Genomic DNA, 12355 nt, shown 5'->3' on the forward strand with positions numbered 1-12355 from the left:
CGCCATGCGCGTGACGGGGGCGGGAAGAACAGGCGGAAGCGGATGTGCGACCGGGGCGCCTCGCCCTGCTGAGACGGCACTGGCTGCTCGCGTCGGCCGTGGCGGTGGCGCCGCTCGCCACCGCGACGACGGTCCCGCTGGTGCCGGCGGGCTCCGGCGACGACCCGCCCTGCCAGGAGGCCCCGGCCTCGACCCGCGCCCTGGGTCCGGGCGACGACGTGGTCCGCCCCCCGGCGGTCCGCAAGCTGATCAGGCACGAGAATCCGTGCGGTGACGGCGCCGAGGAGCTCGGCGCCGTGGTGGAGGCCGCCCACCCGCGCCGCGCGCCCGGGTGCCCCGCACACGGTGGCCCAGGCCCGCAGCGCCTACGCCGTCGCCGCGGCCTGGGACCGGGCCGACGTGCCCTACGGGATGGCGCCGGGCCGGCCGGGAACACCGGCCGACTCGCAGCACGCCGGTTCCCCCGGTTACGGACGGGACCCTGTCGGCGGTGCGGGAGGCGCGGGTCGGCGGGTGTCAGCGTGCCTCGGCCTCGCGGACCTGTTCCGGCGTCGGGGCCGTCCCACCGAGGTGCGCCGGCATCCACCAGGTGTCGTCCTGGCCCTTGGGGCGCACCGGGTAGGCGCGCTGCGCGGCCTCCAGCAGTTCCTGGACCCGCTCCCGCAACTGCCGGGTGATCGCGCCCGCGTACTTGTCCCTGGACGCCTCGAGCGCCTCACCGACACGGATGGTGATCGGGGTGTGGCTGCGCTTGAAGTTGCGGGGGTGGCCCTTGGTCCACAGTCGCTGGGTGCCCCACACCGCCATCGGGATCAGCGGTACGCCCGCCTCCTGCGCCAGGCGCGTGGCACCCGACTTGAAGCTCTTCAACGTGAACGACTGCGAGATGGTCGCCTCCGGGAAGACCCCCACGATCTCGCCGGACCGCAGCGAGTCGAGCGCGTGCGCGTACGCCGCCTCGCCCTGCTCGCGATCCACGGGGATGTGCTTCATCCCGCGCATCAGCGGACCGGAGACCCGGTGCCGGAACACGGCCTCCTTCGCCATGAAGCGCACGAGGCGCTTCTGCGGAAGGGCGGCGAGGCCGTTGAAGACGAAGTCCAGGTAGCTGATGTGGTTGCTCACCAGCACGGCGCCGCCCGACCGCGGGATGTTCTCCGAACCCCGGCAGTCGATCTTGAGGTCCCACACCTTGAACAGAGTCTGGGCGAAACCGATCACGGGACGGTAGACGAGTTCTGCCATGGGTGGGGTGGAACCCTTCCTACTCTGCCTGGGAAGGGGGACTCCCAGCCGAAGTTACGCAGCCGTAGGTTTACGGCTTGTCGCTGATGGTGCCCCAAGAACGACCGGCGAACCAGCCCTGACGGCCACCCGCGGCGAGATTCTTGTCACGTCCACCCCCTTGATCCACCTCGGGCTTTTGCGCCGCCATTACCCCGCGCGCACCGTCGTCCGCCGTAGGAGCAGGTACATCTCGCAGCACGGGCGGTAACCGAAAGCGGAGTGGAGGAGGCCGCCGCGAGCGCGGCGCCCGCATGTCGATGTCCATGGATCAAGCGCTCCGCCCGGAAGCCCGTACGGGGCACCGGGGAATCTTTGCGGTCTCGTGAACGCTTCGAACAGTTGACGACCGGACCGATGATGTGTGCTGGTGCTCGCGGCGGCGAGTGTCCACGGAGTGCCGCTGCGGCGGCGGAGCGGGAGAGTACGGGTGCGCGGGCGGGACGACGGCAAGCGGCTCCAAGCGCCGGAGCTCGGCGCGGAACTGGGCGAACGCGCCACGCTGGTGCAGTTCTCCAGCGCCTTCTGCGCGCCCTGCCGGGCGACCCGGCGGGTGCTCGGCGAGGTGGCCGGCCTGGTCCCGGGCGTGGCCCACGTGGAGATCGACGCCGAGGCCCACCTGGACCTCGTACGCCGGCTCGAGATCCTCAAGACGCCGACGGTGCTGGTTCTCGACGCCGACGGCCGTGTCGTCCGGCGGGCCACCGGGCAGCCGCGCAAGGCTGATGTGATCGCCGCGCTGGGGGAGGCGGTGTGACGCACCGTGCCGGGCGGGGAGGCGGTGTGCCGGGCCGGGCGCCGGGAGAGGCCGCGTGACGGCGGGACGCTCCCTCGTGGGTCATCGCCCACATCCCGGGACCGACTTGACGGTACGTGCCATCTATCCTCAGCCTGACACCATGTTCTCGGAGTACTCGGAACTCCTTCACCCCCGGCGGGTTCCCGCCTCGCACTCTCCGCTGAAGGAACGTTCCATGGAGACCGCCGTCGGCCCGGGACCGGGCCCCGGCGCCGCCCGACCGGCCTCGCCGGAGCTGCTGCGCTCCGTCTTCCGGCAGCACGCGGCGGGCGTGGCGGTGATCACCGCGCGCGGGGAGTCCGGTCCGGTCGGCTTCACCGCCACCTCCCTTGCCTCGGTCTCGGCCGATCCCCCTTGCTCTCCTTCGGCGTCGGCGTCGGGGGCTCCAGCTGGCCCGCGATCGCCGCGAGCGACCACGTCGGGGTCCATGTGCTGGGCGAGCACCAGCGGGAGCTGGCGGCCACCTTCGCCCGCCCCGGCGCCGACCGCTTCGGCGCCGCCACCGCCTGGCACGAGGGCCCTGAGGGCGTCCCCGTGCTGGACGACGTCCTGGCCTGGACGGTGTGCGAGGTGGTGGCGCGCGTGCCCGCCGGTGATCACCGGATCGTGCTGGCCGAGGTCCTGCTCGGCGACCACACCGGCCACGGTCGGCCCCTCGTTCACCACCAGGGCCGTTTCCGCGCACTGCGTGACTGACCGAGCCCCTGCTGCGGGGCCGTCGAGTTCCGGTTACGCTGCGTTGCGAAGGTCACAGTTCAAAGCGCTTGCTCAGCGGGAAAGAACTGGGTGTACTGGCGAGTAATATTTCGTTGGGAAGAGTGCTTCGCCCCGATCGGGAACGGCCGTTTGAGGCGCTTATGCTGCCTGAAGGCAGGCAGCCAGAAATGACGATGCAGTAGGAGAGCCGGCGTGAGCTTGAGGATCGTTGTCACCGTGAAGTACGTGCCCGACGCCACCGGCGACCGGCACTTCGCCGAGGACCTGACCGTCGACCGCGACGACGTGGACGGTCTGCTCTCCGAGCTGGACGAGTACGCCATCGAGCAGGCGCTGCAGATCTCGGAGAACTCCGACGACGACGTGGAGATCACCGTCCTGACGGTGGGCCCGGAGGACGCCAAGGACGCGCTGCGCAAGGCGCTGTCCATGGGCGCCGACAAGGCGATCCACGTCGAGGACGACGACCTGCACGGCACCGACGCGCTCGGCACCTCGCTGGTGCTGGCCAAGGCGATCGAGAAGGCCGGCTTCGACCTGGTCGTCTCCGGCATGGCCTCCACCGACGGCGTCATGGGGGTGGTGCCGGCGCTGCTCGCGGAGCGCCTCGGGGTGCCGCAGGTGACGCTGCTGTCCGAGGTCTCCGTGGAGGACGGCACCGTCACCGGCCGCCGGGACGGCGACGCCGCCTCCGAGCGGCTCGAGGCGTCCCTGCCCGCGGTCGTGTCGGTCACCGACCAGTCGGGCGAGGCGCGTTACCCCTCGTTCAAGGGCATCATGGCGGCGAAGAAGAAGCCGGTGACCTCCTGGGACCTGTCCGACCTCGACCTCGAGGCCGACGAGGTCGGCCTCGAGGGCGCCTACACCGCGGTCGACTCCGCGACCGAGCGGCCGGCCCGCAGTGCGGGCACGATCGTCAAGGACGAGGGCGAGGGCGGCAAGCAGCTCGCCGAGTTCCTCGCGAGCCAGAAGTTCATCTGAGCGGCAGGCTCCACTCGCTTCCCGCCCCTCACACTTCGCAAGCAGGAGAGAAGAAGTCCCATGGCTGAAGTTCTCGTCTACGTCGACCACGCCGGCGGCGCGGTCCGCAAGCCGACCCTGGAGCTGCTGACCCTGGCCCGCCGCATCGGCGAGCCGGTCGCCGTCGCACTGGGCGCCGGCGCCGCCGCCACCGCCAACGTGCTGGCCGAGCACGGCGCGGCGCGGGTCCTCACCCACGAGGCCGCCGAGTACGCCGACTACCTGGTGGTGCCGAAGGTGGACGCCCTGCAGGCCGCGGCCGCGGCCACCTCCCCGGCCGCGGTGCTGGTCTCCTCGTCCGCCGAGGGCAAGGAGATCGCGGCCCGCCTGGCGCTGCGCCTGGGCTCGGGCGTGATCACCGACGCCGTCGACCTTCAGGCCGGCGAGGCGGGTCCGGTGGCCGTGCAGTCGGTGTTCGCGGCCGCGTTCACCACCCGGTCCCGTGTCTGCCGGGGCACGCCGGTCATCACGGTCAAGCCGAACTCGGCCGCCGTGGAGGCCGCCCCGGCCGCCGGCACGGTCGAGGCGCTGTCGGTGACCTTCTCCGCGCAGGCGAGGGGCACCAAGGTCGTCTCGCGCACGCCGCGTGAGTCGACGGGCCGTCCGGAGCTGACCGAGGCCGCGATCGTGGTCTCCGGTGGCCGCGGGGTCAACGGCGCGGAGAACTTCGCGGTCATCGAGGCGCTCGCCGACTCCCTGGGCGCGGCGGTGGGTGCCTCGCGGGCCGCGGTGGACGCGGGCTGGTACCCGCACACCAGCCAGGTCGGCCAGACCGGCAAGTCCGTCTCGCCGCAGCTGTACGTGGCCGCCGGCATCTCCGGGGCGATCCAGCACCGGGCGGGCATGCAGACCTCGAAGACGATCGTGGCCATCAACAAGGACGCCGAGGCCCCGATCTTCGACCTGGTCGACTACGGCGTGGTCGGCGACCTGTTCGAGGTCGTCCCGCGGCTCACCGAGGAGATCAAGACCCGCAAGGGCTGATCGCCCCCGGCCGTACGAGGCCCTCACGACCGAGCGTCGGTCGTGAGGGCCTCGGCCTGTTCCAGCGACATTGAAGTCGCCGGTCACGACCAAGGGAAGATAGCGGAGCAGATCGGGACGCGGGACGGTGTTGACCGGTGCGAAGGTCGCCCGATAACTTCATTCAACGGATTGTTGATTCCGCATTGCGGAAGGCCGGGAGGGTGTGACATGGGCCAGGGTCGGCAGGAGCAGGTGGCGACAAGCCTCGCGGGCGCCGTCAGTGAGGAGATCGGCGCCTCCCTCGCGCCGGTCGACGCCGAACTGGAACGGCTCTACCCCGGAGCCCCGGGCACCCGCCAGCCCGTCCACACCGTCTACGTCCCCGGCGACGCCTTCACCGCCAGCACCCTCCGCTCCTGGGGCGACCAGGCAGCGGCCGCCCTGGACGAACACGCTCCGGACGCCACCTCGTTCGCCCACGCCATCGGGCTGGACCACGCACTCGCCGAGGACGTGTACGGTCGCGTCCGCGCGAAGCTGGAGCACGAACCTGTCGAGGATCTGCGCGTCGACTTCGAGGACGGCTACGGCAACCGCCCCGACACCGAGGAGGACGAGACCGCCGCCCGCGCGGCACGGCTGATCGCCGAGGCGTACGAGAACGGCACGGCGGCCCCGTACATGGGCATCCGGATGAAGTGCATGGAGGCCGCCGTGCGCGACCGGGGTATTCGCACCCTCGACATCTTCCTCACCGGCCTGGCGGAGGCCGGCCCGCTGCCCGCCGGGCTGGTGCTGACGCTGCCCAAGGTCACATATCCCGAGCAGGTCACCGCCATGGTGCGACTCCTCGAGGCGTTCGAGGAGGCCCGCGGTCTTGAACCCGGCCGGCTCGGCTTCGAGATCCAGATCGAGACCAGCCAGTCCATCCTCGCCGCCGACGGCACCGCCACCGTCGCCCGGATGATCCAGGCCGCCGAGGGCCGCGCCACCGGACTGCACTACGGCACCTTCGACTACAGCGCCTGCCTCGGTGTCTCCGCCGCCCACCAGGCCAGTGACCACCCGGCCGCCGACCACGCCAAGGCCGTCATGCAGGTCGCCGCCGCGGGCACCGGCGTACGCGTCTCGGACGGCTCCACCAACGTCCTGCCCGTCGGCCCGACCGCACAGGTCCACGCAGCCTGGCGACTGCACCACGGCCTCACCCGCCGCGCCCTCGCCCGTGCCTACTACCAGGGCTGGGACATGCACCCCGGTCACCTCCCCACCCGCTACGCGGCCGTCTTCGCCTTCTACCGCGAGGGCTTCGAGCAGGCCGCCGCCCGGCTCGCCCGATACGTCGCCCGGACGGCCGGTGACGTCATGGACGAGCCCGCCACCGCCAAGGCCCTCGCCGGCTACCTGCTGCGCGGCCTGGACTGTGGCGCCTTGGATCTCGTCGAGGTGGCCCGGGCGGCCGGTCTCACCCGCGCCAACCTGGAGGGCTTCGCGGCACCCCGGCGGGGCGACCTGACGGCCTCCGCGTCGTAGCCGACCCGGCGCGCCGGCTCACGGCGACTCCCTTCGTGCTGCCCGAGCCCGAGTCCCCACTTGTCGAATCTATCGATTTTCGATAGATTCCCATCGTAGTTCAATCGAAGGAGAGACGATGGGGCATCTGACAGTGCTCGCGCTCCGCGCCGTGCTCGCGGCGCTGCTCGCGGGTTCGGTGTGCGTCCAGGCACTGATGGTGCCGCTGCTGGCAAGCGACCTGGAGGGCCTCGACCCGGACTACACCCACCTGCGCGCCCCGTTCCTCCTGATCGTGGTCCTGGGAGTGGTGACGGCCCAGGTGGTGCTGGTCTGCGTGTGGCGGCTGGTCACCATGGCGCGGCGCGGAACCGTGTTCTCCCACGCCGCCTTCCGGTACGTGCACCTCGTGATCGGCGCGTTCGTGGCTGCCGCGCTGCTCGTCTTCGCGCTGGGCGTGATCCTCGCGCCGGGCGAGGCCGTGGCCCCCGGCATCGTGCTCCTGCTGGGCGGGGTCGGCCTGGCGGTCCTGGGTGTCGCGCTCATCGTGCTCGTGCTGCGGATGCTGCTCGCCCAGGCCGTCACCCGCGACGTGGAGGCGACGCGGATGCGGGCCGAGCTCGCCGAGGTGATCTGATGCCGATCGCCGTCGACATCGACGTGATGCTGGCCAGGCGAAAGATGTCCGTCGGCGAACTCGCGGACCGCGTCGGAATCACCCCCGCCAACCTGGCCGTGCTCAAGAACGGCCGGGCCAAGGCGGTGCGCTTCACCACGCTGGCCGCGCTCTGCGAAGTGCTCGAGTGCCAGCCGGGCGACCTGCTGCGCTGGGAACCCGAACAGGCCCCGGAGCCCGCTCCCGCTCCTGCCACCAGTGCGCCTTAGGCTGTACGGCACGCATGGGTCGGTGGGTTTCACAGGAACGGGGCAGCGGTGTCAGCGGGGGAGAACGGGCGGCCGGACGGGATCGGGCGGCTGCTGGCCGGACGCTATCGCGTCACGGAGCAGCTCGGGCGCGGCGGCATGGGCGTGGTCTGGAAGGCGCTGGACGAGGTCCTCGGCCGCGAGGTGGCCGTCAAGGAACTGCGCACCTACACCGACGCCGCCGGCCCCGAACTGACCGAGCTCGCGCTGCGGATGCGACGCGAGGCGCGGGCGGCGGCCCGGGTGCGGCACCCCGGCGTCATCGCGGTGCACGACATCGCCGAGGTGGACGGCCGCCCGCTGATCGTCATGGAACTGGTCGACGGACCCTCCCTGGACGACGTGTTGCGCGAGCGCGGCACCCTGGACCCCACTGCGGCGGCCCGGATCGGTGCCGAGGTCATGGACGCGCTGGCCGCCGCGCACCGCGCGGGCGTGCTCCACCGGGACGTGAAGCCCGGCAACATCCTGCTCGACCGCTCCGGCCGGATCGTGCTCACCGACTTCGGCATAGCCACCATGGAGGACCCGGGTGACGGCTCGGCGGCCCACCTGACCCGCAGTGGCGAACTCGTCGGTTCCCTCGACTACTTGGCTCCCGAACGGGCCCAGGGCGCCGACCCCGGCCCCGCCTCCGACGTCTGGTCCCTCGGCGCCACGCTGTACGCGGCCGTGGAGGGCGCCTCGCCCTTCCGCCGTACGTCGACGTTCTCCACCCTCACCGCGATCGTCACCGAGCCCCTGCCCGAGCCCCGCCGGGCGGGGCCCCTCGCGCCCGTCCTGCGGCAGCTGATGGACAAACGGCCCGGGTCCCGCACGGAGGCGGAGGAGGCCCGCGAACTGCTGGAGGCCGTCGCGAACGGCCGCGGAACGGACACTGCGACGACGTCCCTGCGCGGGTTCGCGGCCCCACCCGGCCGCACCGAGACACAGCGCGGCGTCCCGGCGGTACCACCGGGCTTCGGCCCACCGCGGCCGACCGGACCACAGGCGGGAACGGCGAGTTCCGGCGCCGTCGGCGCACCCGCCGTCCCCGGGGCCGCCGGTCCTGCCGGCGGCCCCGGGAACTCCCCGGCCGGCACCCGCCGCAGGGGGCGCGTCCTGCTCGCCGCCGCGACCGTCACCTTCGTCCTCGCCGCGGCCGGAGTCACCGTCGCCCTGCTCGACTCCCCGGACGGCACCAGGGCGGACGCGGCGACCGGGGACGCCCGTATCGATCCCGCGGCCTCCGCCTCGGCGTCCACCCGCGCGGACGAAGGCTCCGCGAGCCCCGGACCGACCGGGCAGGGCGACGAGCAGAGCGAGGCTTCTCAGGACCAGCCCGACGAGAAGGAGAAGGCCACCACCCCGGTCCCCGACCGCCCCGCCTCGACCGCTCCGGAGGAGGCCCCGGCAGAGGCAGCGTCCGGGGGCGGTGGCACGGGAGGCAGCGCCCCGACCAATCCGGCCCCGGGCTGCCACTCCATCGGCGGCGGCAAGTACAACTGCCATGTCGGACGCACCGCCACGTCCTACACCGCCTCCGGCACCCGGGCGGGCGTCCTCCACGCGGGCACCAACTACTTCTACTGCCAGCAGAACCTGGACCGCCGTGAGACGTACCGCGAGTGGACCAACGTCTGGTGGGCCAAGACGGACGACGACAGCGGCAACACCGACGTCTGGGTCAGCGTCGTCTACGTGCGGGGCGGCGACAACGACGCACCGGTGCCCGGGCTCCCCGTCTGCTGAGACCGTACGTACCGCTCCCGGCCGGACGCCGTCACCCACCGCTCCTCGGCGGACAGCCGCGTGCCCCGCGCGCACAGCAGCCGGTCGGCGTGGGCCCGTGCGCTGAACTGCTCGGTGAACACGCCGAACATCGTCCGCGACGCCGGTGAATTCAAGAGGAGTTCGCTGAGCAGCGGGCGCTGACCGGGATGCGTGCGCGGGGCGTCGGTGCCGTCGTGGAGGACGCCGTGCCGGTTGACGTAGACGTACGCGCCGGGCAGTGAGGTGCCGTCGGAGCGTTCGATCCGCACGTCGGGGGCCGGCAGCCAGGCACGGTCGTAGTTGCCGTCCGGGAGCGGCACGCCCTCGCTGGCATCGGTCACCGCGAACTGCTCGGCGTCCAGCCAGAGGACGAACAAGTCCCTCACCCGTGACGGGGCGTTGACGGGGGACGCGGACACACACCCCGTGCGGCTCACATGCGCCGAGACTCCCACGTCGACGCCGGTCGTCCGCGTCCGCACCGTCGGGGCCGGGGAGAAGATGCCGAACTGGGCTATCTCGTACCGCAGTTGACCGGGGAAGGCATTGGAGCCGATCGCGAGGACGGGCGTGCGGTCCTCGTGGACCAGGCGGTCCAACGGCAGCAGCAGGTCACCGTCGAGCAGTCCCGACTCCCTTGGCCACACACCCGGATACAGCAGCGGATGTTCGCGCGGCGCCTCGGCCAGGCCCAGCGCACGCAGCGTGCGGTCCTCTGCGGACACCAAAGGCTCAGTCCGCCGGGGGCAGCTCACCGGAACCGCGTGTGATCAGCCGGGTCGGCAGCTCGACGCGCTCGGGGGCGATCAGGGTGCCGTCCAGCTGGCGGAAGAGGCGCTCGGCCGCGGTCCGGCCGAGGGCCGCCGCGTCCTGGGCGACGACCGTGACGCCCGGCTGGAGCAGATCAGCGAGTTCGATGTCGTCGAAGCCGACGAGCGCGACCTGACGGGACTGCTCGGTCAGGACCCGGATCACGGTGACGGTCACCCGGTTGTTGCCCGCGAAGACCGCGGTGACCGGGTCCGGGCGGGAGAGCATCTCCTCGGTGGCCCGGCGCACCCGCTCGGGGTCGGTGACGCCGAGGGAGATCCAGGCGTCCTCCACCTGTATGCCCGCGTCCTCCATGGCGGCGCGGTAGCCGCGCAGCCGCTCGGACGCGGTGTGGATACCGGACATGTCACCGATGAAACCGATTCGGCGGTGCCCGTGGGCGATCAGATGCGCCACGCCGTCACGGGCACCGCCGAAGTTGTCCGACACGACGACGTCGGCGTCGATGCGGCCGGGCGGCCGGTCCACGAAGACCGTGGCGACGCCCGCCTTGAGCTCCGGTTCGAGATACCTGTGGTCGTCACCGGCCGGGATCACCACCAGCCCGTCCACCCGGCGGGCGCACAGTGCCAGCACCAGCTCCTGTTCGCGGTCGGCGTCCTCGGCGCTGGAGCCGTTGATCAGCAGCGCGCCGTGCGCGCGGGCGACCTCCTCGACCGCCCGGCTCAGCGGACCGTAGAACGGGTCCGCGAGATCCTCCAGGACCAGGCCGACGCTGGCGGTGCTGCCCTTGCGGAGCACCCGGGCACTGTCGTTGCGGCGGAAACCGAGGGCGTCGATGGACTCCTGCACCCGGCGCTCCGTCTCCGGCGTGACCCCGGGCTCGCCGTTGACCACTCGCGAGACCGTCTTCAGGCCGACCCCGGCGCGGGCCGCCACGTCCTTCATGGTCGGACGGTTGCCGTAACGGGACCCTGAGAGGCGATGGGTGCGGCGGGGTGTCTCCGGCACGGTGCGGTGTCCTGTCCTGTCGACCATGGGGTGCGTGGATCCATGGGCTTGTATGAGGATGTGGCGTCGAGCATAGAGCCTGGACAACGTTGTCAAGCTCGGGGACACTGTCCACCGCGCACTCCGGCCCGCAGAGCACCGCGAGATCGAGGTGCGGCTCGCCCTGTGTGTTGGTTCCTGGCCGGGCATGGGTCATTTCGGCGCTTTTCTCATGGTTGACGGGGAGATCCGACACTGATGCACACCGACCTCGTGGCTGCGCTCGACATCGGCGGTACCAAGATCGCCGGCGCACTGGTGGACGGCCAGGGCCGGATTCTGGTCCGGGCCCAGCGGCCGACGCCCGCCGAGGAGGCGGGCGACACCGTGATGCGGGCGGTCGGGGCGGTGCTGGCGGAGCTCACCGCGTCCCCGCTGTGGGAGAACGCGTGCGCGGTCGGTATCGGCAGCGCCGGCCCCGTGGACGCCTCGGCGGGCTCCGTGAGCCCGGTGAACGTGCCCGGCTGGCGCGACTACCCGCTGGTCGCCGAGGTCCGGGCGGCGACCGGCGGGCTGCCCGTGGAACTGATCGGCGACGGTGTGGCGATCACCGCGGCCGAACACTGGCAGGGTGCCGCCCGCGGCCATGACAACGCACTGTGCATGGTCGTCTCGACCGGGGTCGGCGGCGGACTGGTGCTGGGCGGCCGGCTGCACTCCGGGCCGACCGGCAACGCGGGGCACATCGGCCACATCAGCGTGGATCTCGACGGCGACCCGTGCCCGTGCGGCTCACGCGGTTGTGTGGAACGCATCGCGAGCGGCCCCAACATCGCCCGACGGGCCCTGGAGAACGGCTGGCGCCCCGGCCCGGACGGCGACACCTCCGCCGCCGCGGTGGCCGCCGCCGCCCGGGCCGGGGATCCGGTGGCCGTGGCGTCGTTCGCCCGGGCGGCGCGGGCACTGGCCGCCGGAATCGCGGCCACCGCGACCCTCGTCGAGATCGACATCGCCGTCGTCGGCGGGGGAGTGGGCAAGGCGGGCGAGGTCCTCTTCGCGCCTCTGCGGCAGGCCCTGACCGAGTACGCCACCCTGTCCTTCGTCCGGCGGCTCGTGGTGACACCGGCGCAGATGGGCACCGACGCCGGGCTGGTGGGTGCGGCGGCCGCGGCGCTGGCGAAGCGGAAGGACCCGGCCGCCGCGGGCGTCTGAGGACGGCCCGCCACACGTCCCACGCCGAACGCATCACACCGCAAGTGCCACGCGTCGTACGCAAGGTGCCGCCACGCCGTACGCACCGCCTCGCGGACCCGAGCGTGACCCCGAGGCGGTTTCGGCAGTTGAGCCGGGCATGAAGAAGCGCAGCATGCTCGCCATCGCCTCCCTCGCCACCGGCTTCGTCGTCGCGGCGGTCACCCCGTCGCACGCGCTCGGTGAGAGCCTCGACGGCCTCCCCGTCGGCGACACCCTCAGCACCCTCGACCAGACCGTCGCCGACGAGAGCCCGTTCCTCGCCGACGACCACCGGGAGGCCAAGGGCTGACGGGCCCCACCACGGAATCCCCGGCGCCGATGCCTCGGAAGGGGCGTCGGCGCCGTTGGTGTGCGTTCTCAACTGGG

12 protein-coding genes and 1 pseudogene are annotated in these 12355 nt (G+C 72.3%); 10 read left to right on the forward strand and 3 right to left on the reverse strand.

Annotated elements, in window-relative coordinates:
- Window positions 1-516: 516 nt before the first annotated feature.
- Window positions 517-1245, reverse strand: a complete 729-nt coding sequence (locus WJ438_RS35145) for a lysophospholipid acyltransferase family protein (RefSeq protein WP_406728784.1) — start codon at window positions 1243-1245, stop codon at window positions 517-519.
- Between the two features lie 409 nt (window positions 1246-1654).
- On the opposite strand from WJ438_RS35145, the gene WJ438_RS35150 reads away from it, so the two are divergent.
- From WJ438_RS35150 to WJ438_RS35185, 8 genes and pseudogenes are all read left to right on the forward strand, one after another.
- Window positions 1655-2041, forward strand: a complete 387-nt coding sequence (locus tag WJ438_RS35150; RefSeq protein WP_406729903.1) for a thioredoxin family protein — start codon at window positions 1655-1657, stop codon at window positions 2039-2041.
- Window positions 2042-2258: 217 nt separating this feature from the next.
- Window positions 2259-2779, forward strand: a pseudogene (locus WJ438_RS35155) (flavin reductase family protein).
- 213 nt (window positions 2780-2992) lie between these two features.
- On the forward strand, window positions 2993-3781 hold the full coding sequence (locus tag WJ438_RS35160) for an electron transfer flavoprotein subunit beta/FixA family protein (protein ID WP_406728785.1): 789 nt from the start codon (window positions 2993-2995) through the stop codon (window positions 3779-3781).
- Between the two features lie 60 nt (window positions 3782-3841).
- A complete protein-coding gene (locus WJ438_RS35165) occupies window positions 3842-4804 on the forward strand; it encodes an electron transfer flavoprotein subunit alpha/FixB family protein (protein WP_406728786.1) in 963 nt (320 codons plus the stop codon).
- Between the two features lie 210 nt (window positions 4805-5014).
- On the forward strand, window positions 5015-6319 hold the full coding sequence (locus WJ438_RS35170; RefSeq protein WP_406728787.1) for a DUF6986 family protein: 1305 nt from the start codon (window positions 5015-5017) through the stop codon (window positions 6317-6319).
- Between the two features lie 118 nt (window positions 6320-6437).
- Window positions 6438-6935: a DUF2975 domain-containing protein gene (locus WJ438_RS35175; protein ID WP_406728788.1), complete on the forward strand. Its 498-nt coding sequence runs from the start codon at window positions 6438-6440 to the stop codon at window positions 6933-6935.
- Window positions 6935-7183, forward strand: coding sequence for a helix-turn-helix domain-containing protein (locus WJ438_RS35180; protein ID WP_406728789.1), 249 nt, complete (start codon window positions 6935-6937; stop codon window positions 7181-7183). Before WJ438_RS35175 ends, WJ438_RS35180 begins: the two co-directional genes overlap by 1 nt.
- A gap of 48 nt (window positions 7184-7231) precedes the next feature.
- The gene (locus tag WJ438_RS35185; protein WP_406728790.1) at window positions 7232-8953 is read left to right on the forward strand and encodes a serine/threonine-protein kinase; all 1722 of its coding nucleotides are present in this window, start codon (window positions 7232-7234) and stop codon (window positions 8951-8953) included.
- Here WJ438_RS35185 and WJ438_RS35190 read toward each other — a convergent pair.
- Together WJ438_RS35190 and WJ438_RS35195 are read right to left on the reverse strand one after the other, a co-directional pair.
- Complete coding sequence (locus WJ438_RS35190; protein WP_406728791.1) at window positions 8899-9699, reverse strand: hypothetical protein; 801 nt, start codon at window positions 9697-9699, stop codon at window positions 8899-8901. The genes WJ438_RS35185 and WJ438_RS35190 overlap by 55 nt on opposite strands.
- A 7-nt stretch (window positions 9700-9706) precedes the next feature.
- Window positions 9707-10783: a LacI family DNA-binding transcriptional regulator gene (locus tag WJ438_RS35195; RefSeq protein ID WP_406728792.1), complete on the reverse strand. Its 1077-nt coding sequence runs from the start codon at window positions 10781-10783 to the stop codon at window positions 9707-9709.
- Window positions 10784-10993: 210 nt separating this feature from the next.
- Here WJ438_RS35195 and WJ438_RS35200 point away from each other — a divergent pair, with 210 nt between their 5' ends.
- Together WJ438_RS35200 and WJ438_RS35205 are read left to right on the forward strand one after the other, a co-directional pair.
- Window positions 10994-11947 (forward strand): ROK family protein, encoded by a 954-nt coding sequence (locus WJ438_RS35200; protein ID WP_406728793.1) that lies wholly within the window; start codon window positions 10994-10996, stop codon window positions 11945-11947.
- A gap of 139 nt (window positions 11948-12086) precedes the next feature.
- A complete protein-coding gene (locus WJ438_RS35205) occupies window positions 12087-12278 on the forward strand; it encodes a hypothetical protein (RefSeq protein WP_406728794.1) in 192 nt (63 codons plus the stop codon).
- The last annotated feature ends 77 nt before the right edge of the window (window positions 12279-12355 follow it).

The organism is Streptomyces sp. GD-15H (assembly GCF_045291515.1).
In the GTDB taxonomy this organism is placed as follows: domain Bacteria; phylum Actinomycetota; class Actinomycetes; order Streptomycetales; family Streptomycetaceae; genus Streptomyces.

Excerpts from the sequence above, each read along its gene's own strand:
- WJ438_RS35195 (WP_406728792.1), bottom strand. The coding sequence starts at position 10,783 with ATGGTCGACAGGACAGGACACCGCACCGTGCCGGAGACACCCCGCCGC.
- WJ438_RS35165 (WP_406728786.1), top strand. The coding sequence starts at position 3,842 with ATGGCTGAAGTTCTCGTCTACGTCGACCACGCCGGCGGCGCGGTCCGC.
- WJ438_RS35205 (WP_406728794.1), top strand. The coding sequence starts at position 12,087 with ATGAAGAAGCGCAGCATGCTCGCCATCGCCTCCCTCGCCACCGGCTTC.
- WJ438_RS35175 (WP_406728788.1), top strand. The coding sequence starts at position 6,438 with ATGGGGCATCTGACAGTGCTCGCGCTCCGCGCCGTGCTCGCGGCGCTG.
- WJ438_RS35170 (WP_406728787.1), top strand. The coding sequence starts at position 5,015 with ATGGGCCAGGGTCGGCAGGAGCAGGTGGCGACAAGCCTCGCGGGCGCC.
- WJ438_RS35145 (WP_406728784.1), bottom strand. The coding sequence starts at position 1,245 with ATGGCAGAACTCGTCTACCGTCCCGTGATCGGTTTCGCCCAGACTCTG.
- WJ438_RS35200 (WP_406728793.1), top strand. The coding sequence starts at position 10,994 with ATGCACACCGACCTCGTGGCTGCGCTCGACATCGGCGGTACCAAGATC.
- WJ438_RS35180 (WP_406728789.1), top strand. The coding sequence starts at position 6,935 with ATGCCGATCGCCGTCGACATCGACGTGATGCTGGCCAGGCGAAAGATG.